This is a genomic window from Altererythrobacter sp. C41, assembly GCF_016803135.1.
Lineage (GTDB): Bacteria > Pseudomonadota > Alphaproteobacteria > Sphingomonadales > Sphingomonadaceae > Pelagerythrobacter.
The window spans coordinates 1-22,201 of the sequence record NZ_JAEVFE010000016.1; the positions used below are offsets into that span (position 1 = coordinate 1).

At 68.2% G+C, this 22,201-nt stretch carries 28 protein-coding genes; 9 read left to right on the forward strand and 19 right to left on the reverse strand.

The features are described 5' to 3' along the window. Nucleotides 1–859: 859 nt before the first annotated feature. Nucleotides 860–2,761 carry a M1 family metallopeptidase gene (locus tag JNO53_RS14945; RefSeq protein WP_203113449.1) on the reverse strand — a complete coding sequence of 634 codons (1,902 nt, stop codon included), beginning with the start codon at nucleotides 2,759–2,761 and terminating at the stop codon, nucleotides 860–862. 74 nt (nucleotides 2,762–2,835) lie between these two features. Beyond that, entirely contained in the window at nucleotides 2,836–3,690 is an 855-nt protein-coding gene (gene hemF / locus JNO53_RS14950; RefSeq protein WP_203113451.1) for an oxygen-dependent coproporphyrinogen oxidase, read from the reverse strand. A 47-nt stretch (nucleotides 3,691–3,737) separates the two neighbouring features. On the opposite strand from hemF, the gene pdeM reads away from it, so the two are divergent. Together pdeM and infC are read left to right on the forward strand one after the other, a co-directional pair. Continuing rightward, nucleotides 3,738–4,430, forward strand: coding sequence for a ligase-associated DNA damage response endonuclease PdeM (gene pdeM, locus JNO53_RS14955; protein WP_203113453.1), 693 nt, complete (start codon nucleotides 3,738–3,740; stop codon nucleotides 4,428–4,430). 171 nt (nucleotides 4,431–4,601) lie between these two features. Then, nucleotides 4,602–5,081 (forward strand): translation initiation factor IF-3, encoded by a 480-nt coding sequence (infC, locus tag JNO53_RS14960; RefSeq protein WP_238401975.1) that lies wholly within the window; start codon nucleotides 4,602–4,604, stop codon nucleotides 5,079–5,081. Nucleotides 5,082–5,097: 16 nt separating this feature from the next. On the opposite strand, the gene JNO53_RS14965 is transcribed toward infC, so the two are convergent. Then, entirely contained in the window at nucleotides 5,098–5,763 is a 666-nt protein-coding gene (locus JNO53_RS14965) for a hypothetical protein (RefSeq protein WP_203113460.1), read from the reverse strand. Between the two features lie 129 nt (nucleotides 5,764–5,892). Here JNO53_RS14965 and JNO53_RS14970 point away from each other — a divergent pair, with 129 nt between their 5' ends. From JNO53_RS14970 to JNO53_RS14980, 3 genes are all read left to right on the forward strand, one after another. Continuing rightward, on the forward strand, nucleotides 5,893–6,486 hold the full coding sequence (locus tag JNO53_RS14970; RefSeq protein WP_203113531.1) for a hypothetical protein: 594 nt from the start codon (nucleotides 5,893–5,895) through the stop codon (nucleotides 6,484–6,486). 161 nt (nucleotides 6,487–6,647) lie between these two features. After that, nucleotides 6,648–7,988 carry a cystathionine gamma-synthase family protein gene (locus JNO53_RS14975; protein WP_203113463.1) on the forward strand — a complete coding sequence of 447 codons (1,341 nt, stop codon included), beginning with the start codon at nucleotides 6,648–6,650 and terminating at the stop codon, nucleotides 7,986–7,988. A gap of 7 nt (nucleotides 7,989–7,995) precedes the next feature. Next, nucleotides 7,996–8,892 carry an ATP-grasp domain-containing protein gene (locus JNO53_RS14980; protein ID WP_238401976.1) on the forward strand — a complete coding sequence of 299 codons (897 nt, stop codon included), beginning with the start codon at nucleotides 7,996–7,998 and terminating at the stop codon, nucleotides 8,890–8,892. A gap of 124 nt (nucleotides 8,893–9,016) precedes the next feature. Here JNO53_RS14980 and JNO53_RS14985 read toward each other — a convergent pair whose 3' ends face one another. Beyond that, nucleotides 9,017–9,550, reverse strand: a complete 534-nt coding sequence (locus JNO53_RS14985; protein WP_203113466.1) for a DnaJ domain-containing protein — start codon at nucleotides 9,548–9,550, stop codon at nucleotides 9,017–9,019. 171 nt (nucleotides 9,551–9,721) lie between these two features. On the opposite strand from JNO53_RS14985, the gene JNO53_RS14990 reads away from it, so the two are divergent. Beyond that, nucleotides 9,722–9,868, forward strand: a complete 147-nt coding sequence (locus JNO53_RS14990; RefSeq protein ID WP_203113470.1) for a hypothetical protein — start codon at nucleotides 9,722–9,724, stop codon at nucleotides 9,866–9,868. Nucleotides 9,869–9,915: 47 nt separating this feature from the next. On the opposite strand, the gene pal is transcribed toward JNO53_RS14990, so the two are convergent. From pal to hisB, 13 genes are all read right to left on the reverse strand, one after another. Then, on the reverse strand, nucleotides 9,916–10,425 hold the full coding sequence (gene pal / locus JNO53_RS14995) for a peptidoglycan-associated lipoprotein Pal (RefSeq protein ID WP_203113474.1): 510 nt from the start codon (nucleotides 10,423–10,425) through the stop codon (nucleotides 9,916–9,918). 61 nt (nucleotides 10,426–10,486) lie between these two features. Then, nucleotides 10,487–11,896, reverse strand: a complete 1,410-nt coding sequence (gene tolB, locus JNO53_RS15000; protein WP_203113477.1) for a Tol-Pal system beta propeller repeat protein TolB — start codon at nucleotides 11,894–11,896, stop codon at nucleotides 10,487–10,489. Continuing rightward, nucleotides 11,893–12,702, reverse strand: coding sequence for an energy transducer TonB (locus JNO53_RS15005; RefSeq protein WP_203113480.1), 810 nt, complete (start codon nucleotides 12,700–12,702; stop codon nucleotides 11,893–11,895). Before JNO53_RS15005 ends, tolB begins: the two co-directional genes overlap by 4 nt. A gap of 11 nt (nucleotides 12,703–12,713) precedes the next feature. Then, nucleotides 12,714–13,160 (reverse strand): ExbD/TolR family protein, encoded by a 447-nt coding sequence (locus JNO53_RS15010; protein ID WP_203113483.1) that lies wholly within the window; start codon nucleotides 13,158–13,160, stop codon nucleotides 12,714–12,716. After that, nucleotides 13,160–13,855 carry a protein TolQ gene (gene tolQ / locus JNO53_RS15015; RefSeq protein ID WP_203113487.1) on the reverse strand — a complete coding sequence of 232 codons (696 nt, stop codon included), beginning with the start codon at nucleotides 13,853–13,855 and terminating at the stop codon, nucleotides 13,160–13,162. The genes JNO53_RS15010 and tolQ overlap by 1 nt, the downstream gene beginning before the upstream one ends. After that, the gene (locus JNO53_RS15020) at nucleotides 13,852–14,313 is read right to left on the reverse strand and encodes a YbgC/FadM family acyl-CoA thioesterase (RefSeq protein WP_203113490.1); all 462 of its coding nucleotides are present in this window, start codon (nucleotides 14,311–14,313) and stop codon (nucleotides 13,852–13,854) included. The genes tolQ and JNO53_RS15020 overlap by 4 nt, the downstream gene beginning before the upstream one ends. 59 nt (nucleotides 14,314–14,372) lie before the next feature. Next, the gene (locus tag JNO53_RS15025; RefSeq protein WP_203113492.1) at nucleotides 14,373–14,750 is read right to left on the reverse strand and encodes a histidine triad nucleotide-binding protein; all 378 of its coding nucleotides are present in this window, start codon (nucleotides 14,748–14,750) and stop codon (nucleotides 14,373–14,375) included. After that, nucleotides 14,750–15,064 (reverse strand): phosphoribosyl-ATP diphosphatase, encoded by a 315-nt coding sequence (locus JNO53_RS15030; protein ID WP_203113495.1) that lies wholly within the window; start codon nucleotides 15,062–15,064, stop codon nucleotides 14,750–14,752. The genes JNO53_RS15025 and JNO53_RS15030 overlap by 1 nt, the downstream gene beginning before the upstream one ends. Before the next feature lie 49 nt (nucleotides 15,065–15,113). Next, nucleotides 15,114–15,278: a PEP-CTERM sorting domain-containing protein gene (locus JNO53_RS15035; RefSeq protein WP_203113498.1), complete on the reverse strand. Its 165-nt coding sequence runs from the start codon at nucleotides 15,276–15,278 to the stop codon at nucleotides 15,114–15,116. 86 nt (nucleotides 15,279–15,364) lie between these two features. After that, entirely contained in the window at nucleotides 15,365–16,141 is a 777-nt protein-coding gene (gene hisF / locus JNO53_RS15040) for an imidazole glycerol phosphate synthase subunit HisF (protein WP_203113502.1), read from the reverse strand. A 160-nt stretch (nucleotides 16,142–16,301) separates the two neighbouring features. After that, nucleotides 16,302–17,030: a 1-(5-phosphoribosyl)-5-[(5-phosphoribosylamino)methylideneamino]imidazole-4-carboxamide isomerase gene (gene hisA / locus JNO53_RS15045; protein WP_203113505.1), complete on the reverse strand. Its 729-nt coding sequence runs from the start codon at nucleotides 17,028–17,030 to the stop codon at nucleotides 16,302–16,304. Beyond that, nucleotides 17,027–17,647, reverse strand: a complete 621-nt coding sequence (hisH, locus tag JNO53_RS15050; RefSeq protein WP_203113508.1) for an imidazole glycerol phosphate synthase subunit HisH — start codon at nucleotides 17,645–17,647, stop codon at nucleotides 17,027–17,029. The genes hisA and hisH overlap by 4 nt, the downstream gene beginning before the upstream one ends. Further along, on the reverse strand, nucleotides 17,640–18,233 hold the full coding sequence (gene hisB, locus JNO53_RS15055) for an imidazoleglycerol-phosphate dehydratase HisB (RefSeq protein WP_203113511.1): 594 nt from the start codon (nucleotides 18,231–18,233) through the stop codon (nucleotides 17,640–17,642). Before hisB ends, hisH begins: the two co-directional genes overlap by 8 nt. 81 nt (nucleotides 18,234–18,314) lie before the next feature. Between hisB and JNO53_RS15060 the strand changes: the two genes are divergently transcribed. The 3 genes from JNO53_RS15060 to gmk all read left to right on the forward strand — a co-directional run bounded on the left by JNO53_RS15060 (nucleotide 18,315) and on the right by gmk (nucleotide 19,951). Continuing rightward, nucleotides 18,315–18,818 (forward strand): SspB family protein, encoded by a 504-nt coding sequence (locus JNO53_RS15060; protein ID WP_203113514.1) that lies wholly within the window; start codon nucleotides 18,315–18,317, stop codon nucleotides 18,816–18,818. 42 nt (nucleotides 18,819–18,860) lie between these two features. Next, nucleotides 18,861–19,253 (forward strand): hypothetical protein, encoded by a 393-nt coding sequence (locus tag JNO53_RS15065; RefSeq protein WP_203113517.1) that lies wholly within the window; start codon nucleotides 18,861–18,863, stop codon nucleotides 19,251–19,253. A gap of 62 nt (nucleotides 19,254–19,315) precedes the next feature. Then, nucleotides 19,316–19,951, forward strand: a complete 636-nt coding sequence (gene gmk, locus JNO53_RS15070; RefSeq protein ID WP_203113519.1) for a guanylate kinase — start codon at nucleotides 19,316–19,318, stop codon at nucleotides 19,949–19,951. 28 nt (nucleotides 19,952–19,979) lie between these two features. Here the strand turns inward: gmk and JNO53_RS15075 are convergent, their stop codons facing one another. Beyond that, the gene (locus JNO53_RS15075; RefSeq protein ID WP_203113522.1) at nucleotides 19,980–20,777 is read right to left on the reverse strand and encodes an SDR family oxidoreductase; all 798 of its coding nucleotides are present in this window, start codon (nucleotides 20,775–20,777) and stop codon (nucleotides 19,980–19,982) included. A 164-nt stretch (nucleotides 20,778–20,941) separates the two neighbouring features. After that, complete coding sequence (locus tag JNO53_RS15080; RefSeq protein WP_203113525.1) at nucleotides 20,942–22,081, reverse strand: acyl-CoA dehydrogenase family protein; 1,140 nt, start codon at nucleotides 22,079–22,081, stop codon at nucleotides 20,942–20,944. Nucleotides 22,082–22,201 lie beyond the last annotated feature (120 nt).

The window sequence follows — 22,201 nt, forward strand, 5'->3', positions numbered from 1 at the left end:
CGGCATGCCAGGAGGCGTGCGCGCGGGGTCGGGCGGGTGGCGGTTTGCTTGCGAACGACCGGCGGACGGGCCGCGGCGTGAGGTTCGCCGCGCACGATCCGCTTGCCCGCCGCCGCCGCGGTGGGCCTAGTTCGATCCCTGGGGTCCGGGACTGGCGGGCGCAGACGGCCGGGACTCGCGAGAAGTCCGCCCGTGCCCCGTGGCTGATCCGCCACGCCAGCGCGCGGTGTACCGGCGGCCCGGGGAGCCCGGCTGCATCGCCGGGTTCGTGAGGGCAGCACGCGAACAGCGCGAACATCCATGTCCCGGCTTCCGGCGGAAGGGAGCGAGGCTTCCGGCTCGTTCGAGGGGTACACCCGAGCCTTGCACATCGCACGCCAGCCGCACCGGCCGCGCCGCTGGCGAAACGGCAACGCCGATCTGCCAGCGGAAGAGAGGCGAAGCACCGTCGACTGGGCGCCTGCCCCGATCCTCGTTGCCTGACGTGAGGTGCATCAGGCACGCGCCACCTAACCAATATGGTTCGTTTTGTCAAGCTTGCTGGTAAAACGGTGAGGAGCGTTGCCCCCACCCCCCGTCATCCCAGCGAACGCTGGGATCGCGTGCAGCACCGTACGACCTGGCGGGTAGCGATCCCAGCTTGCGCTGGGATGACGGGATTCGCTGGGGAAACGCAGATGACCGGAAGGAAGACCCGCTCTATCGCCTCCCCCTGTCATCCCCGCGAACGCGGGGATCCAGGGTTCGCCGTCAGCCGATGGATTCCCGCTTTCGCGGGGATGACACGTCTGGTGGGTGGGAAGGAGGCTCGGCGCTGCAATTCCCCCGCCGCGCCCCTATTCTACCCAGCGGCCGACCGTCACCCCTTCCAGCCGACGACCTTGTCCACGCTCCCGCGGGTCACCGCGTGATAGCTGGGACGGGTCTTGGCGTAGATGCGCTGCGCGATCGGCTGGCCCCACTCGCCTTCCTCCATCAGCGTGACGAACAGCGGGCGGACGAACTTGGCACGGCCGACTTCGGCGAGGAAGGCCTCGGCCTTCGGCACCGCGGGCTCGTAGCGGTTGGCGAGCGCCAGTTCGAGCCACAGGAACAGCTCCTCGTTGTTGCCGGTGCCGGCCAGCCCGAGCTGCCGGTCGAGCTGCGCGAGCTCTTCCGCCGAACGCTCCTGCGGCAGCTTCTGCAGGAAGCGCTGGCGCTCGGCCGAACTCCAGGCCCGCCACGCTGCGGCTGCCGGGATCGTACCGTTCGCACCGTAGGCCGCCGCGGCCGCGTCGACGGTCGCGAAGGCCGCCGGGTCGGGCCGCGCGACGTTGGCGGGCAGGCCCGGCTCGTAGATCCATTCGCGCAGCTGCAGCCGCTCGGCTTCCGCCTCGCTGCCGGCAAGGTTCTTGCGCATGTCCTCGTAGATCATGGCCGAGGTCGCGGGCTCGAACGCGTGGTTGTCGAACCACTGGCGCAGCCAGGCGTCGAAGCGCTCGCGCCCGACCTCGCGCTCCAGCGTACGCAGGAAGGCCGCGCCCTTGTCGTAGACGATCGCGCTGCCCGCGCTGTCGGTGCCGTCGGGCTGGTGCAGCGCGGTGCCGGGCGCGTCGGCGCCGACTTCGGCCAGCGTCTCCTCGATCGCGGCGAAGCTCAGCGCCGCTTCCTGCTCGGCGCGCTTCTCGCCGTAGATCTCCTCGATGATGCGGTTCTCGAAGTAGGAGGTCACCCCTTCGTTGAGCCAGCTATCGGCCCAGACCGCGTTGGTGACAAGGTTGCCCGACCACGAGTGTGCCAGCTCGTGCGCGACGAGGCCGGTCAGGCTCCGGTCCCCGGCGATGAAGGTCGGGGTCAGGAAGGTCATGACCGGGTTCTCCATCCCGCCGAAGGGGAACGCGGGCGGCAGGACGATCATGTCGTAGCGGCCCCAGCGATAGGGGCCGTAGAGCGCCTCGGCTTCCTCCACCATGTCTTCGGTATCGGCGACTTCCCAATGCGCGCGCTCGAGGATCGCCGGCTCGGCCCAGACGCCGGTGCGCGGGCCGATCGCGCGGAAGTCGATGTCGCCGGCGGCGATCGCGATCAGGTAGGGCGCGACCGGCTTCTCCATCACGAAGCGGAACGCGCGGCGGCCGTTGCCGAGGTCTTCCGGCTCGCCCTGGAGAATGCCCGACATGACCACGTCGAGCGGCTTGGGCGCGGTGATCCGCGCTTCCCAGGTCTGGCGGATACCGGGGCTGTCCTGCGTCGGGATCCAGCTCCGGTTGTGGATCGCCTGGCCCTGGCTGAACAGGAACGGATGCTCGCCGCCCGCAGTCTGCTCGGGATCGAGCCACTGCAGCGCGCTGGCTTGCGGGTTGGCGGTATAGGCGATGACGATATGGCGGGCGTTGCCGATCGTGATCGTCAGCGGCGCTCCCTTGCCTTCGACCCTCTCGCCGATCTCGAAGTCGAGCTCGTTGCCGCGCGCGTCCGTGACGCGGCTGATCTGGAGGCCGTCGCTATCGAGCACGATCTGCGAGGCATCGGGCCGTGCAAGGATGTCGAGCGTAGCCGTGCCGCCGACGCTGTCGCGTTCGAAATCGAGCGCGAGATCGAGCGCCACATGCGTCACCCGCGCGATCTGCGGCTGCGCGAAAGTCGAGCTGTCGACCGCATCGGGCGTGGTCAGGATCGGCGCGACCATGCGCTCGGCGGACGCGACGGGGGGTTCGCCCTCCATCGTGGTGCAGGCAGTGGTGGCAAGAAGCAGCGAAAGCGCGGCGGCGATGGGGCGCATGGGTCTCTCCCGGAAGGCGGTTATCAGGCTCGCATATCGGCGCCGGCGGGTGGTGCCAAGCGCCGGAGCGAAGTTCAGCTCCACACCGCTTCGGGCGGGAGGCTCATCAGGATGGCGTCGATGTTGCCGCCGGTCTTGAGGCCGAACAGCGTGCCGCGGTCGTAGACGAGGTTGAACTCGGCATAGCGGCCGCGCCATTCTAGCTGGCGGCGCTTGTCCTCGGGCGTGAACTCCGCGTCCATCCGGCGGCGGACGATCCTGGGGAACACCTCGAGGAAGGCGCGGCCGACGTCCTGCGTAAAGGCGAAATTGCGTTCCCACGCGGCATCGTCGGGACACTCGAGGTGGTCGTAGAAGATCCCGCCCACGCCGCGGTGAACGCCGCGGTGAGGGATGAAGAAATAGTCGTCGGCCCACTTCCTGAAGCGTTCGTAGTAGGTCGGATTGTGGCCCGCGCAGGCGGCGCGGAAGGCGGCGTGGAATGCCTCGGTGTCGTCCTCGTAGGGAATGGGCGGGTTGAGGTCCGCCCCGCCGCCGAACCAGGCCTTCGCGGTGGTGAGGAAGCGGGTGTTCATATGCACCGCGGGGACATGCGGGTTGGCCATGTGGGCGACCAGGCTGATGCCGGTGGCGGTGAACTCAGGGTTCTCCTCCGCGCCGTGGATCGTGCGCGCGAACTCGGGCGCGAAGCGGCCGTGGACCGTGGAGACGTTGACCCCGACCTTCTCGAACACCTTGCCCTTCATGACCCCGCGGGTGCCGCCGCCGGGCTCGGCATTGCCCTCCTCCTCGCGCTGCCAGGCGATGTACTCGAACGCCGCGTCCGAGCCCGCCTCGCGCTCGATCGCTTCGAATTCGGCGCAGATGCGGTCGCGCAGGTCCTCGAACCAGTCTTTCGCGCGGGCGGTGTGGGGTTGCCAGTCGGTCATCGTGCGAATCCCTTGCCAAGCCCAATCCGCTACGGCAAGAGCGGTCCATGGTTCCCCTTTCGTTCGCTGGCGAGGAGTTCGCGCTCACGCAAGGCCGCGCGCTCTACTGGCCGCGCGAGCGGGCGCTGCTGGTCGCCGACCTGCATCTGGAGAAGGCGAGCTTCTACGCGCGGCACGGGCAGATGCTGCCGCCCTACGACAGCCGCGAGACGCTGGAACGGGTCGCGCTGGCGATCCGCGAGACGGGCGCGCGGCGCGTCTACACGCTGGGCGACAACTTCCACGACAGCCACGGCAGCACGCGGCTGGAGGATCACGCGGCGGGCATGCTGGCGGCGCTCACCCGCGCGACCGACTGGGTGTGGATCACCGGCAACCACGATCCGGCGATGGAAGCGCGCAGCGGCGGCACGATCGCCGAGGAGCTCGAGCTGGCCGGGATCGTTCTGCGCCACCAGGCCCGCGCGGGCGAGACGCAGCCCGAGCTGTCGGGCCACTACCACCCGCGCCTCCAGATCACCGTGCGCGAGCGCCATATCCGGCGCGCTTGCGCGGTGGTGGCGAGCGGAGACGGCAGCGGCGGACGGATGATCCTGCCGGCGTTCGGCGCGCTGACCGGCGGGATGAACGCGGCCGATCCGGCGATCCGCGACGCGATGCAGCCCGCCGCGCGGATCGACGCAGTGCTGCCTCTGGCCGGGAAGCTCGCCCAATTCCCGCTGTGGCGTGCCGCGGCATAATGGAAACACCCGCGGGGAGACCGGAACCCCTCTCGCGGTGCCTCTAGCGAATCCCATCGATTCCGCCTACATGGGGCCACCAAACAACGGCAGACAGGAGACCGCCCCATAGCCCGTCCCCCCCGGCGCACATTGCAACCGCCCGTAAAGAGCGGCCCGCGCTTTGATAACATGATCCAGTCCGACAAGGTTCGCGTCATCGATGAGAATGGCGAGAATCTGGGCGTGATGTACACCCGCGAAGCGATCGAGCAGGCGGCCGACGTCGGCCTGAACCTCGTCGAGGTTTCGCCCAACGCCGATCCGCCGGTCTGCAAGTTCCTCGACGTGGGCAAGTACCGCTACGAGGCGCAGAAGAAGGCGAACGCCGCGCGCAAGACGCAGAAGACGCAGGAAATCAAAGAGATAAAGATGCGTCCGAACATCGACGATCACGACTACGATGTGAAGATGCGCAACGTGAACAAGTTCATCGAGCATGGCGACAAGGTGAAGGTCACCCTGCGCTTCCGCGGGCGCGAAATGGCGCACCAGCAGCTCGGCATGGACCTGCTGCGGCGCGTGCAGGACGACGTCGAAGAGATCGCGAAGGTCGAGGCCTACCCGCGTCTCGAAGGCCGCCAGATGCTGATGGTGCTGGCGCCCAGGTAAGCCGGCGCCCTCGCCGCTACTCTATCCAGAAATCGAGAATCGTGAAGCGCGCGGGCGCGGTGGCGAATACGCCGTGGCCGCGCCCGCCGCTCGATCCGAGAACGAATCCGACGCGCGAGGCATCTTCCAGCGCCCGTGCGAAGGCTTCGGGCGCGCTGTTGCGATTCGCGCCCTGCACCGCCGTCCAGTTCGCATCGAGCGGCACGCTGACTTCGTGCGTGCCGGGCGTGAGCGGCCCCATCATCGCGGCCGGCGCGTACCAGCGATAGGTCGCGTAGCGCCCCTTCGCCGTCCAGTTGTCGCCGCCGCGCTGGAAGTAGAGCGACAGCGTCGCCTTCTGCCGCGGGTTTTCCTCCGGCAGGATGCGCACGCCGCGCTCGCCCTCGATGCGGTAGCGCAGCACGATCCGGCGCGCTCCGGTCAGCGAACCGGTGGGCACCGTCACGTAGTGCACGTGCCCCTCGCGCGGCGTCGGCCAGGGAATGTCGAAGAAGGTCTCGCCATCCGCATCGGTGGCATAGCGCGGCATGCCGGGCGAGTAGCTCCGGCCGCGCAGAATGGGTCCGATCTGCCATTCCGAGGCACGCTCCTGCGCCGCCCGCGCGGCGGAGGGCTCGGGACTCGAGAGCGCGGCCAGCGGCACGGCAGCGAGAAGGGCGACGGCGATTGCAGCACGGTTCATCCCCGAAACGTGCCACAAAGTGGTTTAGCGGCACCTGAACTGCCGGTTCGGCATGGCGACAGACATTCCGATGATGGAACTCCTGGTGTACCCTCTGGTTGGTCGAAGACGCAGCCTCTGGGGAGAAACATGCAACCTTCACACCCTGCCCGCCGCTACTCCGCCATGCTCGCCGCCGGCATCGCGCTTGCCCTTGCGGGCTGCGGGCAGACGAACGGGGACAGCGAGACTTCCGCGGACGAGGTCATCGCGCCGGAATCGCCCATCCCCTCGCCGGCGGCCCCCTCCCCGGCGGCCGACGCGCCGGGCGAGCGCGAGGCCGGGACCGCTCTGCCGGACGTCGGTGCGGCCCCGCTGGTGCCGGAGGCCGAGAAGGGCGAGCCCGGTGCACGGAAGGTCCTGCTCGACTTCGCGCGCGCGATCGAGTTCGAGGATTTCAGCCAGGCCTACGCCATGCTGGGCGACGCCGCGCGCGACAGGATCGGCCATGCCGAGTTCGCCGCGATGTTCGAGGACCTGGGCGAGATCACCGTTGCCGTGCCCATGGGCCGGATGGAGGGCGCCGCCGGCTCGCTCTACTACGAAGTTCCGACCACGATCACCGGCAGCAAGGGCGGCAAGCTGACCGGCACCACCGTGCTGCGCCGGGTCAACGACGTTCCCGGCGCGACCGCGGAGCAACTGCGCTGGCACATCGAATCGTTCACGGTCGAGCCGGGCTGAAACCACTCCCAACGGCAAGAACGCTCGGGCGAGTTGAAAACCGGTCTGCACGGCGATAATCGCAAAGCCATCGCGGCACCCGGCGGAGATGCGTTCCTGCGGAGGTTAGGAACGGGCGCCGCCGGGCAAGCCATTCGAGCTCCTGCCTTCCTGGGAGCGTGATGCAAAGGAAGGAGGCCTCCGTGCCCGACGCCATCGATTCCACCGACAAGCCCACCCCGCGCCGCAATCCCAAGCCGGAAGTCACCAAGATCGACGGGCGAAAGCTCAAGCCCAGCACGCTGATGATGGGGCACGGCTACGAACCTTCGCTGTCCGAAGGCTCGCTCAAGCCGCCGATCTTTCTCACCAGCACTTTCGCGTTCGAGAACGCGGCGGCCGGCAAGCGCCACTTCGAGGGCATCACCGGCCTGCGCCCCGGCGGCGCGGAGGGCCTCGTCTATTCGCGCTTCAACGGTCCCAACCAGGAGATCCTCGAGGATCGCCTGAGCATCTGGGACGGCGCGGAGGACGCGCTGTCGTTCTCCAGCGGGATGACCGCGATCTGCATCCTGATGCTCGCCTACGTCTCGGCCGGCGACGTGATCGTCCATTCGGGCCCCCTCTACGCCGCGAGCGAGGGCTTCGTCGCCAAGGTGCTCGCCAAGTTCGGCGTGACTTACGTCGACTTCCCCGCCGGCGCGACGCGCGAACAACTGGACGAAGTGATCGCGGAAGCGAAAGCCCAAGCCGACGAGCAGGGCGGCAAGGTCGCGATGATCTACCTCGAGAGCCCGGGCAATCCGACCAATGCGCTGGTCGACGTCGAGGCCGTGCGCGACGCGCGGGATGCTGCGCTCGACAAGGAAGTGACCCCGATCGCGATCGACAACACCTTCCTCGGCCCGCTGTGGCAGCGCCCGCTCGACAACGGGGCGGACATCGTCGCCTATTCGCTGACCAAGTACGTCGGCGGCCATTCGGACCTCGTCGCGGGCAGCGTCGCCGGCGCGAAGAAGTGGATGGACCCGGTCCGCGCGCTGCGCAACACGATGGGCGGCATCGCCGATCCGAACACCGCGTGGATGCTGCTGCGCTCGCTCGAAACGGTCGAGCTGCGCATGCAGCGCGCGGGCGAGAATGCGGCCAAGGTCTGCGAGTTTCTGCGCGGCCATCCCAAGGTCGAGCGGCTCGGCTACCTGGGCTTCATCGAAGATGCGCGGCAGAAGGACATCTACGACCGGCACTGCACCGGCGCGGGATCGACCTTCTCGGTGTTCATCGAAGGCGGCGAAGCCGAGTGCTTCCGCTTCCTCGATGCGCTCAAGGTCGCCAAGCTCGCGGTCAGCCTCGGCGGCACCGAGACCCTGGCGAGCCACCCGGCCTCGATGACGCACCTCTCGGTCCCGGCACCGCGCAAGGCCGCGCTCGGCATCACCGACAATCTGGTGCGCATCTCGATCGGCATCGAGGATCCGGACGATCTGATCTCGGACTTCGAGCAGGCGCTCGAACAGGTCTGACGCGCGGATGAAAGTCGGCTTCCTCGCCTGCCCGGGCACGCTGCCCGGCCCCGGACCGCGGCGCGGCGACGCGTTCGAGCACGATCTCGAGGTCGCCGCGCTGCGTCCAGCATTGGCGACACGCGGGCTGGAGCTGGTCGAGATCGACTGGCGCGCCCCGCTGGATGAGTTCGCCGATCTCGGCAGCGTGCTGCTCGGCACGGCGTGGGACTATCAGGACTGCGCCGCCGAATTCCTCGCGCGGCTCGATGCGCTGGCCGCGCGCGGGATTCGGGTCTGCAATCCGCCCGAGGTGGTGCGCTGGAACATCGACAAGGGCTATCTCGCCGAGCTCGCCGGGCGCGGCGCGGCGACAGTGCCGACGCTGTGGCACGAGGACGCCGGGCGGGCGGAGATCGAAGCGGCCCTGGCGCATTTCGGTGCCGACCGCGTGGTGGTGAAGCGCCGCGTCGGCGCGGGCGGCGAGGGCCAGCACAGCTTCACCTGCGACACCTTGCCCGAGGCAGACTGGCGCATGGGCCGCCCGGCAATGATCCAGCCCTTCCTGCCCGCCATCATCGAGGAAGGCGAATTCACGTTCGTCTTCATCGACGGCCGCTTCTCGCACGGAGTGAACAAGCGCGCGGCGATGGGCGAGTACCGCATCCAGTCGATCTTCGGCGGGCACGAGGCCGGCTACGATCCCGCACCCGCCGATCTCGCCACGGCCGAAGCGGTCATGGCCGCCCTGCCCTTCACCGACCTGCTCTACGCGCGGATCGACATGGTCCGGCTGCCCGGCGGCGAACTGGCGGTGATGGAGGCCGAACTGATCGAACCCTACCTCTATCCCGAGCAGGGTCCGGACTTCGGCGATCGGCTGGCCGAGGCGCTGGCGCGGCGGTTAGCGGTTCCGGCGGTCTAAGCCCGCCGTCATCCCAGCGAAAGCTGGGATCGCGCGCAGCGACGTCCGGCATTTGCGGATAGCGATCCCAGCTTCCGCTGGGATGACGAGGCCCGCTGAAGGGTGTCGAGGCGGACGCCTCGCCCTACCCCTTCCACTCGCGCCGCTCTTCCGCCTGGCGGAGGACCTCGTAGGCTACCTGCAGCGCCTGGAACTGTCTGGCGGCTTCGGCATCGCCCGGCTTGACGTCGGGGTGCACTTCCTTCGCGCGGTTGCGGTAGGCCTTCTTCACCGCCGGAAAATCGGCATCGCTTTCCAGCCCGAGCAGATCGAGCGCGCGCATTTCGTCGGCGGAGCGCGACCCGTCGCCGCTGCCGCCCCAGCCGTAGTGCTGCGCTTCGGCATAGCCGGCGCTTTCCGCGCGCTCGGCTTTGGTGCGCGCTTCCTTCTCGGCCTTGTCCAGCCCTTCGAAATAGTCCCACTTCGAATTGTATTCGGCCGCGTGGCGCTGGCAGAAATACCAGCGGTCGGGGCTGTTGGGAGCCTTCGGCGCAGGGCAGTCGCCGGGTTCCTCGCACCCGTGCCGGTCGCACAGGCGCACGGTCACCGCTTCGCGCGATGCGCCGTAGCTGCGCCAGCGGGGGAAGCCCCAGTCGAGCGATCGGCGGGCGCGGCTCACGCTGAGCCTCGTAAAGTCGTTGGTCCGGCTGACATCGCTTCTAGTCTAGGGATCGTTGTCCGCCCTGGAAAGGCGCGCGACAAGGGTTCCGGCAAAAATGTTGCACCGCAACATGGCGTTCACATTTGCGCCGTTATGGAGCGCGCGACGGAACTTCCGAAAGAACGTGAGATGAGCAGACAGCTTACATTTTCCGCGACGGTATGCACGCTGACGCTGGCATTGTTCGCGCTCGTCGCGGGACAAGGCGGCATGGCCGACGGCCTCACGCCCACTGCGCAGATCGCGCCGCTTGCCGTCGGCATCGCGATCGAATGATCGAAATGGGCGCGCCCCCGGCGATGCGGGGGCGCGCCACGTTTTCGTCAGTTGACGACGACGCTCACCGCACGGCGGTTCTGCGCCCATGCCGCCTCGTTCGAGCCGAGCGCAGCCGGGCGTTCCTTGCCGTAGCTGACCGTGCGGATGCGATTGGCCGCCACGCCCAGGCTGACGAGGTAGTTCTTCGCCGAATTGGCGCGCCGCTCGCCCAGCGCGAGGTTGTATTCGCGCGTGCCGCGTTCGTCGGCATGGCCTTCGACCGTGATCGTGATGTTCGGATACTGCGCCAGGTACTGCGCCTGCGTCTGCAGAGCGGCCATGTCCGCACTGTCGACGTTGTACCGGTCCAGGTCGAAGTAGATCACGTTCTGACCGTTCACCGCATTCTCGAAATGCTCCTGCGTGCCCAGGACGGGGCCGGTCGGGCCGGTCGGCGTCGGGGCCGAGGTCGTCGGGGCGGGCTCGGGCGGGAGCGATTCGGGCGGCTCCTTCTTGCACGCAGCCAGGGCCACGGTTCCTGCGAGAAGGGCGACGGTTGCAAAGCGTAGTTTCATGGACGTTTCCTCAGATACCAAGACGAATGGTGCGACCCGGGCGACAAAATCACAAATGCATTCAGGGCAGAATCGGTCCCCAGGCGGGGTCCGATGCATCCACCGGCGTCGGCAGACGCCGCAGGTTGCGGCCGGTGAGATCGACCTGCCAGAGCGAAGCCTTGCCCGATCCGCGTTCCGTACGGAAGAACTGAATGATGCGGCCGTTGGGACTCCAGGTCGGTGCCTCGTCCTGCCAGCCGTCGGTCAGCGTGCGCATGTTGCGGCCGTTCGGGCTCATCACCGCGATGTTGAAGTCGCCGGCGATGCGCGTGAAGGCGATCTGGTCGCCGCGCGGGCTCCACTCGGGCGTTGCAGCGCGCCCGCCGAAGAACGAGATCCGGCGCTGGTTCGAACCGTCCGCGTTCATGACGTAGATCTGCTGCCCGCCCGACCGGTCGCTTTCGAACACGATCTGGCTGCCGTCGGGCGAATAGGAGCCACCGATGTCGATGCCCGGCGCGTCGGTCAGCCGCACGCTCTGCCCGCCCCCGGCCGGGACGCGATAGATGTCGGTGTTGCCCGCGACTGCCATCGAATAGAGGATGTAACGTCCGTCCGGGCTCCAGCGCGGGGCGATCGTGGGATTGCCGGTTTCGGCCACGAGTGACTGCCGGCCGCTGCCGATGTCGTAGACGTAGATCCGCGGATTGCCGTCGACATAGGAGAGATAGAGCAGCTTGCTGTAGTCGGGCGAGAAGCGCGGCGTCAGCGCGGTCGAGCGCCCGGTGGTGATGAAGCGGTGGTTCGCACCGTCCGAATCCATGATCGCGAGCCGCTTGACCCGGTTACCCTTCGGGCCGGTCTCCGCGATGTAGGCGATGCGGCTGTCGAAGAAGGGATCCTCGCCCGACAGGCGCGAATAGACGAGGTCGGAGCACTTGTGCGCCGCCCGGCGCCAGTCGGCGGGCTCGACCACCCAACCTTCGCGCACGAGCTCGCTCTTGAGCGCCATGTCGTAGAGGTAGCAGCCGACGGTCAGCTTGTTGTCCGCCCGCGCGCGGACGTAGCCGTGCACCAGCATCTCGGCACCGCGGCTCGACCAGGTCGGCCAGTTGGGCGCGGTGATCTGCGGGAAGGTCGGCTGCGGCAGCGCATCGGGGCCGACCGGCTTGAACAGCCCGTTGTTCTTGAGGTCGTTGAAGACCACGCGGGCCAGTTCCTTGCCCAGCGCCGCAGTGCCCGAGGAGTTGGCTGGCGTCGGCGTGTCGCGATCGGTCGCGAAACCCGGGATCGCGATGCCGAGGTCCTGCCACTCGCTTTCGTCAGTGACGGTGAAGGTCAGGCCGCCATCCTGCTGCTCGATCGTCTCGACCTCGCCCACCGTGGGGACGGGGGCACCGAGATCTTGCGAAGCGGTCGGCTGTGCGTCCTGCGCCGCGGCAGGCGCGGCGAAGAGGGCGAGTGTCAGAAGGGCTAGGATCGGTTTCATTGCGAAAGGTTCCTGTCGAATCTGGCGCCGTCGATCGACTTCCAGGCGTTGTAGTACTCGGGCGGCAAGTCGAACGGTGCCGCCAGTTGGACCGCGCGGACGGCGCGTTCGGCGTGGAGCGCGGCCTGCGGCCGGTTGGCCGGCGTGATGCCCGACTGGTCCACTACGCGCGGGGCGCCGGAAAGGCTCCCGTCCTCGTTGAGCCGGAACGAGAGGATCGACACCAGCTTGTCGGCATCGACGCCCTGCGGGGCCGACCAGTGCGGCTTGATCTGGCGGATGATCGCCTGGACGATCGAGGCGCGGGCGCTCGCCCCGATCCGGCTCGCGGGAATACGCGTTTCCTCGGTGGTGGAGCTCGATCCGGAACCAGCGAGGAAATCGCTGCCGATGCGGCTGCCGCCGCTGCGCTCGGTTTCGCGCCGCTCGGGCTGGCTGGTGCGGCGCGGCGTCGGCTCGCGGCGTGGTTCAGCCTCGCGGCGCGGGGCAGTCGTCGCGCGGGGGCGCGGACGTTCGGGCGGCGCGGGCCGTTCGACCTCGACCGGACGTCGCGGCTCGACCGCCGGAGCGGGAGCGGGCTCTTCACTCAGGGTGGGCGCGATCGCCGCGCGGCTCTCCGCCACCGGGTCCGGCGCCTCGGCGACCGGCCCGACGTCCTCCGCGAAGCTGACCGTCATCCGCTCGGGAATCTCCGGCGGATCGGCTGCTTGCGGCTGGAACAGCAGCACCGCCACCAGCGCAACGTGCAGCGCCACGGCAATGCCGAGCCCGACCCTTTCTTCACGCGATAGAGTGACGCTAGCCATCGTAACCAGCGCTATGGAGCCGAAACTGAACCGTGGGTGACCAGCTGGATCTGATTGAATCCGGCCCGGTTCAGCTCACCCATGACCGCCATGACGCGGCCGTAGTCGAGCGTGCGGTCGGCGCGCAGCGTCACTTGCGGCGGATTGCCGTCGGGCCCCGGCCCGATATTGGCCAGCCGATCGGGCAGTTCGCCCGGCGCGAGCGCGGCTTCGTCGAGGTAGATCGTGCCGTCGCCGACGATCGAGACGGTGATCTGCTCCGGCTCCTGCGGCAGCGCATTGGCGCGGCTGTCCGGCAGGTCGACGGGCACCCCGGCGGTCAGCATCGGGGCGGTGACCATGAAGATGATCAGCAGCACCAGCATGACGTCGACCAGCGGGGTGACGTTGATTTCCGCCATCGGCGTGCGGCGGCTGCCGCGTCCGCGCTTGCCGGAACGGGCGAGACCCATCGCCATTACAAGCGCTCCAGTTCGCGGCTCAGGCTGGCGTGGAAACGGTCGGCGAAGCGCTGCAGCCGCGCCTCGAAGGCGTTCACCGTATGGCTGAACCGGTTGTAGGCGATAACCGCGGGAATGGCGGCGAACAGGCCGATCGCGGTCGCGAACAGCGCCTCGGAAATGCCCGGCGCGACGACTGCGAGCGAGCTCGATTCCTGCGCACCGATCTGAAAGAAGCTGTTCATGATGCCCCAGACGGTACCGAACAGGCCGACGAAGGGCGCGACGGAGCCCACCGTGGCAAGGAAATTGAGGCGCGAAGCGAGCTCGTCCGCCTCTTCCGCAACCTGCCCTTCCATCGCCAGCGCGACGCGTTCGCGCAGGCCCTCGCGGTCCTTGACCCCGCCCTTGGTCGAGCGGCGCCATTCGGACATGCCGGCCCCGGCGATCCGCGCGATCGGAATGTTGCGCTTGGCGTGATGCTGCATGAAGCCGTCGAAGTCGTCCGTGCGCCAGAAGTCCGCCTCGAACGCGGCGGCGCGGCGGCGGATCCCGCCCATCCGCATGCTGAACGAAACGATGATCGTCCAGGTCCAGATGCTCGCAACGAGCAGTCCGACCATCACGACCTGGACCACGATGTCGGCATCGAGAAACAGTTGAACCGGATCGAGCCGGTTGGGCGTTGCCGCCGCGAGTTGCGTCAGGATCATAGAGCTTCTTCTTCGATGGGGAGGAGGGGTTTGAAAGCTTCGCGCCAGGCGAGCGGCTGCCGGCGCGGACGCCCGTCGGGTGCGACGAAGCCGACTCTGAGCTCCGCTTCGGCCAGCAGTTCGTCGCCGCGCAGCGCACGCTGATGCATCCGGCAGCTTGCAGAACGCATTTCGGTGCAGCGAGTTTCGATCAGCACGTCATCGTCGAGCCGCGCGGGGCGGAGGTAGCGGATCGAGAGATCGGCCACCGCATAGGCGCCCTCGCCCGCCTCGACCGCTGCGCGCTGGTCGATGTCGAGCAGCCGCAGCAGATCCGATCGGGCGCGTTCGAACCAGCGCAGATAGTTCGCATGGTAGGTGACGCCCGAAAGATCGGTGTCCTCGTAATAGACGCGGACGGCGTAGAAGTGACGCGTGCCATCGATCAGGCCGCCGGGAGGAACAGGACGCGTCGTCATGATCGCCGGGGCCTTAGCGGATCGCCGACTCGCCTAGCAACCGAAACTGCCAGTCGTGGCTATTTCGCGATCATCCGCCCCAGCGGCTCGCCGCCGAATATGTGGACGTGGAGGTGGGGCACTTCCTGTCCTCCATGTGGCCCGACATTGGCCAGAAGGCGGTATCCGGGCTCGACCAGTCCGTTCTCGCGCGCGATTTTTCCGACGGCGCGGACGAAGCCGGCGATCTCCTCCGCGCTCGCGTGCGCGGAGAAGTCGTCCCAGCTTACGTAGCGGCCCCTGGGAATCACCAAGGTATGGATCTTGGCCTGCGGGTTGATGTCCTCGAACGCGTAGGCCCACTCGTCCTCGTAGACCTTGGTCGAGGGGATCTCGCCGCGCAGGATCTTCCCGAAGATATTGTCGTCGTCGTAGGGCTGCGTCGCGTCGATCGCCATTATCCGCTCCTTGAAGCTTTCTCGTCCAGTCCCGACACGCCCTCCCGCCGATCGAGCTCCGTCAGCACCTCGTCCAGCGGAATGTCCTTGGCGGAAAGCAGGACCATGAGGTGGAAGATCAGGTCGGCCGCCTCGCCGACCAGTTCCTCGCGCTCGCCCGCCAATGCGGCCACGGCCGCCTCGACGGCTTCCTCGCCGACCTTGCGCGCGATCACGGGCAGGCCGCGGGCGTGGAGCTGCGCAACGTAGCTTGCCTGCGGATCGGCCTTGCGCCGCTCGGCGATGATGCGTTCGAGACGCGGGAGCGTGTCCATGCGCCGTCTCATGCGGACGGCGCGCGGCCCGGTCAATCCTTGGAGTCGATCAATCCTTGTCGGGAGTCTTGCGGCGCGCCGCCATGCGGCGGCCGATCACCAGGCCCGCGAGACCGAGGCCGAACAGCGCGAGGTTCGACGGCTCGGGCAAAGGCGTTCCCGCGGCTTCGGCCGGAGCGGCGATGACGAGGAGAGCGAAGGGGAGCGCGCGCATGGTCGGGCGACCAGGCGCCGATCGCGGCGCGATTGCAAGGCGGGCCTCGCGCCCGTCCCGGATTGGCACTTGCGGCATCGGCCCGGTTAACCGCGCGCCGGCAGACCCGCGGCGCGCAGCGCGTCGTGCGCCTCGGCAATCGTGTGCGTGCCGAAGTGGAAGATCGAGGCGGCCAGGACCGCGCTCGCGTGTCCTTCGGTGACGCCCTCGACGAGATGCTGCAGCGTGCCCACGCCGCCGCTGGCGACCACCGGCACGGGCACGGCATCGGCAATCGCGCGGGTCAGCGCCAGATCGTAGCCGGCCTGGGTGCCGTCTCCGTCCATCGAGGTGACGAGCAGTTCCCCGGCGCCGAGCTCCGCGAGCCGGACCGCGTGCGCGACCGCATCGATCCCGGTGGCGCGCCGCCCGCCGTGGGTGAAGACCTCCCATCCTGAGCTTGTCGAAGGGCCCTCGCCGACGCGCCGCGCATCGACCGAGGCGACGCAGCACTGGCTGCCGAAGCGCGCCGCGATCTCGCCCACCACTTCGGGCCGCGCCACCGCCGCGCTGTTGACCGCGACCTTGTCCGCCCCCGCCAGCAGCAGCGCGCGCGCATCATCCGCGGTGCGGACGCCGCCGCCGACGGTGAAGGGCATGAAGCACACCGCCGCCGTGCGCCGCACGATGTCGAGCAGCGTCCCGCGCCCTTCGTGGCTGGCCGAGATGTCGAGGAAGCACAGCTCGTCCGCCCCCGCCGCATCGTAGGCCTGCGCCTGCTCGACCGGATCGCCGGCGTCCTTGAGGTCGACGAAGTTGACGCCCTTGACCACGCGGCCATCGGCCACGTCGAGGCAGGGGATGACACGGATGCGGACGGTCATGCCGGTGCTCCCGTCCTTCGAGACGGGCCTTCGATACGCTTGCTGCGCAAACTACTCAGTCCCTCCTCAGGATGAGCGGAAGTGTCGAACCTCATCCGCTCATCCTGAGGAGGGATCGAGCGGAGCCCGAAGGGCGAAGTCGAGAGTCCGTCTCGAACGATCACGTCCGCCCCGCCATGGCTATCGCCGTCGCGAGATCGAGCCGCCCGTCGTAGAGCGCGCGGCCGGTGATCACGCCTTCGATCCCCTCGTGCGCATGGAGCGCGAGGAGGTGGATGTCGTCGAGTCCCTTGACCCCGCCGCTGGCGATGACCGGGATGTCGACCCGGCGCGCAAGGTCGACCGTCGCGTCGACGTTGCAGCCCTTGAGCAGACCGTCGCGCCCGATGTCCGTGAACAGCACGCTGGCCACCCCCGCGTCCTCGAACCGGCGCGCAAGATCGGCCACGGGCACGTCGGACACTTCGGCCCAGCCCTCGGTCGCGACCATCCCGTCCTTCGCGTCGACCGCGACCACGATCCCGCCCTCGAACTCGCGCGCCATGTCCTTGACGAACTGCGGGTCCTTGAGCGCCGCAGTGCCCATCACGATCCGCGCCACGCCGAGGTCGAACCAGCCCTCCACCGCGTCGCGCGTGCGGATGCCGCCGCCGAGCTGGACGTAGCCGGGAAAGGCCGCGACGATCGCCTCTACCGCCTCGCGGTTCTCGGCCTTGCCGGCGAACGAGCCGTCGAGATCGACGACGTGCAGATGCTCCGCCCCGGCCGCGGAAAACAGCAGGGCCTGTGCCGCGGGATCGTCGCCATAGACGGTGGCACGCGCCATATCGCCTTCGGCGAGGCGCACGACCTGGCCGCCCTTGAGGTCGATTGCGGGGAAAACGATCATGGGCGCCACTCCAGAAAGCGCGCGAGCAGCGCGAGGCCGTAGGCCTGGCTCTTCTCGGGATGGAACTGCACGCCCAGCACGTTGCCCCGTGCGACCGCGGCGACGAGGCCGCCGCCGTGGTCGGTCATCGCGGCAATGTCAGCCGGGTTCTCCGCCGCGAAGTGGAAGGAGTGGAGGAAATAGGCTTCACCCTCCTCCAGCACGGAGCCGGCATGGGCGGTGAGCGCAACGTCGTTCCAGCCCATGTGCGGCACCTTGATCGCCGGGTCGGTCCGCTCGATCGCGCGCACTTCGCCTGCGATCCAGCCGAGGCCCGGCGTCGTGCCATGCTCCAGCCCCCGGTCGGCGATCAGCTGCATGCCGACGCACACGCCGAGGAACGGCGCACCGCCGACCTCGACCCGCTCTTCCATCGCCTCGACCAGTCCCGGGATCGCCCGCAGCCCTTCGGCACAGGCCCGGAACGAGCCGACGCCCGGGAGGACGATCCGGTCCGCCGTGCGCACCGTGTCGGGATCGGCGGTTACGTCCACCGAGGCGCCGACCTTGCGGAGCGCGTTTTCGACCGAATGGAGATTGCCGGCGCCGTAATCGATCAGCGCGGTCTTCTCAGCCACCGAGCATGCCCTTCGTGCTCGGCACGGTGCCGCCCTTGCGCGGATCGATCTCGACCGCCTGGCGCATGGCGCGGGCGAAGCCCTTGTAGATCGCCTCGCAGATGTGATGGTTGTTGCTGCCGTAGAGCAGCTCGACGTGGAGCGTGATCCCGGCGGCTTGCGAAACCGAGTGGAACCAGTGCTCGATCAGTTCGGTGTCCCACTCGCCGAGCTGCGTCTGCGAGAAGCCCGCGCGCCAGACGAGATAGGGCCGGCCCGAGATGTCGAGCGCGACGCGCGCCAGCGTCTCGTCCATCGGCGAGTAGGCCTGGCCGTAGCGGCCGATCCCGCCCTTGTCGCCGAGCGCCTCGCCCAGCGCCTGCCCGAGCGCGATCGCGCTGTCCTCCGTCGTGTGGTGCTGGTCGACGTGCAGGTCGCCCACGACCTTCATCGTCACGTCGATCAGCGAATGGCGGGAGAACTGCTCCACCATATGGTCGAGGAACCCGATCCCCGTCGACACCGCATAAGTGCCCGTTCCATCGAGGTTGACCTCGACTTCGATCGCGGTTTCCGCGGTCTTTCGCTCGATCCTGCCGGTGCGCATGGCGGCGCTATACGCCAGGATTGCGGCGGCGCAAGCATTGGCGCTTGACCGATGCGCGAAGCCGCTTCACCAAGCGGGCGTATGAGCGACGATACGCCCGATAGCCTGATCCCCTACGACGAGATCGTGCAGGAAGCCCTGCGCGCCGTGGTCGGCCGCGTGCTCGGCGAGATCGAAGGATCCGGCGGCGACCTGCCGGGGAACCACCACTTCTACATCACCTTCAAGACCCACGCGCCCGGCGTGTCGATCCCGACGCATTTGCGCGAGCGGTTTCCGGATGAGATGACGATCGTGCTCCAGAACAAGTTCTGGGACCTGAAAGTGCGCGAGGACGGCTTCGGCGTCGGCCTCAGCTTCAATCAGGTCCCGGCCAAGCTGGAAATCCCCTTCGCAGCGATCACCGCCTTCGTCGATCCTGCGGTCGATTTCGGACTGCAGTTCCAGGCCAGCGTCGCCGACATGGCGCCCGAGGCGCACGACGATGCGGAAAACGATGCGCCGGAACACGGCGAAGGCCCGGCCGTTTCCGATGGTGAAGACGGCTCCAACGTCGTCACGGTCGATTTCGGCCGGAAGAAGTAATCCGGCCGGCCTCGCGCCCGCCGAACATCGAGGGGCGAGACCATGGCCAGAACGAAGCGCAAGCCTGCGATCCGCACCGGGAACGCGAGCAACGGACGCGAGGTTGCCGGCCCCACGCCGAACCCCGCGACCAATCTGCTGATCCACGACATCCTGCTCCGCAGCGGCGGACGCATGCTCCGCCTCGGGCTCGAGAAGGGGCTGCTGCGCAACCGCTACGGCAAGTCGACGGCGAAGGAGATCGTCGACAACCGCACGATCGTGGAGACGCTGGCTTCCTACGCGGTGGCGCGGGTCGCCACCCGATCGGTGCCCGGCGCCATCGTGGTCGGCGGCGGCATTCTGGCCAAAGTGCTGCTCGACCGGCGCCAGTCCCGGCGTGCGGCGCAGCGAGAGGGCGACCGGAAACTGCGCGAGAAGGCCCGGCGCGGCTGACCTGCCGCCGCGTCCTTCGGCGGGGGCTTGATTTCGCGCGGCCGCTTGGCGCATGAGCGCGCATGGCCGACCAGGACACCCTTCACCGCCGCGGACTGATGTTCATCCTCTCCTCGCCCTCGGGCGCGGGCAAGACCACGATCTCGCGCATGCTGCTCGAGGCCGATAACGAGATCTGCCTCTCGGTCTCGGCCACCACGCGACCGAAGCGCCCCGGCGAGATCGACGGCGTCCATTACCATTTCGTCGACGATGCCGCGTTCGACCGGATGATCCAGGAAGACGACTTCTACGAATGGGCCCCGGTCTTCGGGTACCGTTACGGCACGCCCAAGGGCCATATCCGCGCCGGGCTGAAGGACGGACAGGACTTCCTGTTCGATATCGACTGGCAAGGCACCCAGCAGCTCTACCAGAAGGACGAGCAGGACGTCGCGCGCGTGTTCATCCTGCCGCCCAGCCTCGACGAGTTGCACCGCCGGCTCCAGAACCGCGGCACCGACAGCAAGGACGTGATCGACGGCCGCATGGAACGCGCCCGCGCCGAGATCAGCCACTGGGACGGCTACGACTACGTCGTGGTCAACGACGACGTGCAGGTCTGCTTCGAGAAAGTCCGCGCGATCCTCCACGCCGAACGCATGAAGCGCGCGCGCCAGACGGGCCTGATCGGCTTCGTACGGGAGTTGATGTCCTAAAATCCTCCCCGACACGGGGAAGATGCGTTCACGCCGGCTCGGCGAAATGCGACGGCAGGTGCGCGTTGACGATGCCGCCGTCGACGGTCAGCGTCTCGCCGATCGTGTAGTCGCCGGCGCGGCTGGCGAGATAGACGGCGGTGCCGCCCATGTCGAACTTGTCGCCGACCCGCTTGCTGGGAATGCCGGCAGCCGACTTCTCCTCCTGGTCGCGCGCGGCGCGGTTCATGCTGGAGGGGAAGGCGCCCGGCGCCAGGCTGGTGACGTAGACGTGGTCCTTCACCAGCCGCGCGGCCATGCGGCGCGTGAGGTGGATCAGCGCGGCCTTGGAGGCTTGGTAGGAATAGGTCTCCCACGGGTTCACCCGCTGCCCGTCGACCGAGGTGATGTTGATCACCTTGGCGGGCCGCTCCGGGCTCGCCGCCGCTGTCAGCAGCTTGTGCAGCCTTTGGGTCAGGAAGAACGGTGTCTTGACATTGAGGTCCATGACCTTGTCCCAGCCGCTTTCCGGGAACTCGGTGTAGTCCGCGCCCCACGCCGCGCCGGCGTTGTTGACGAGGATGTCGAGCCGGCTCTCGCGGGCGGACACTTCCGCGACCAGCGCCTCGATCCCTTCCATCGTCGAGATGTCGCCCTGGATACCGACGACCTTCTCGCCCAGTTCCGCGCAAGTCGCCTCGATCTCGTCGATCTTGCGGGCCGTGATGTAGACCCGCTCGATCCCGGCGGCGAGGAAGCCTTCGACGATCATCCGCCCGATCCCGCGGCTGCCGCCGGTGACGAGGGCGATCCGGCCTTCGAGGCTAAAGAGGTCGTTGAGGGTCATGCAATCATCCTTCCAAAACGCCCTCCTCTTTAGAGGAGGGCAGCGAGACTTGGCGAAGCGAAGCTGAGCCTAGTCGCAGCGGGGTGGTGCCTGCCGCAAGCGCGACGCTGGCGCGTCGCCACCACCCCCCGACCCCCTCCTCTGAAGAGGAGGGGGAGATTTGATCAGTAGCCTGACATCTCCGCCACGCGGCCGGCGTGGTAGTAGGCGTCGCCCATGAACTCCGCGAGCGCGCGGTCGCGCTTCATGTAGAGGCCGATGTCGTATTCGTCGGTCATGCCGATGCCGCCGTGCATCTGCACGCCTTCCTTGACCGCGAGGCCTGCCGCCTTGCCGACCTTGGCCTTGGCGACCGAGGCCATCAGGTCCGCCTTCTCGCTTCCGGCATCGAGAAGCTGCTGCGCCTTGATCGTGACGGCGCGGGCGATCTCGACTTCGGAATAGAGGTGCGCGGCACGGTGCTGGAGCGCCTGGAACTCGCCGATCAGCTTGCCGAACTGCTTGCGCTGCTTGAGGTAGTCGACGGTCATGTCCATCGCCCCGCGCGCGACGCCGACGCCTTCCGCCGCCGCGCCGACGCGTCCGGCCATCAGGACCTTGTTCAGGATCTCCCGCCCGCCGTCGACTTCGCCGATCACCGCGTCGCCATCGAGTTCGACATTGTCGAACGTGGTGTGCGTCGCCATCGAGCTGTCGACGAGGCGCACGGCGTCATGAGTCATGCCGGAAACATCCTTCGGCACGGCGAACAACGTGATGCCCTCGGCCTCGTCGTCCGCGCCCGAGGTGCGCGCGGCGACGACGATCATGTCCGCGCTGCCGCCATAGACGACGAAGTCCTTGCGGCCCGACAGGCGGAAGCCGTTGCCCGACTTCTCGGCCCGGGTCCTGATCCGCTCGGGTCGATGCTTGGCGCCCTCGTCGATCGCGACCGCGAACACGCTCTCGCCCGAGACGAGGCCCGGCAGCCAGCGCGCGCGCATATCGTCGCTTCCGTGCCGGAGCGCGGTTCCGGCGAGCACCGAACTCGTGAGGAACGGCGAAGGGGTCAGGTTGCGCCCGATTTCCTCGAGCACGATCCCCGCCTCGACATGGCCCATGCCGAGCCCGCCGTCGTCCTCGCCCACGAGAATGCCGGTGAAGCCCATTTCGGCGAACTGCTTCCACAGGCCGTGGCCGAAGCCGTCCTTGCAGTTGCGGTCGCGCCAGTGGCGCAGGTGCTTCGCGATCGAGCCTTCCTCGGCCATGAACTGGCCCACGGTGTCGGAAAGCATCGCCTGATCGTCGGTGTGGTAGAGTGGCATTCTAACTCCCTCTCCCCTTCAGGGGAGAGGGCCGGGGAGAGGGGAACTCCCCCGGCCCTCAATAATGACAATTCCAATGGAGGCGCGATGCCCCCACTCCCCACCCACACCCCAGATAGG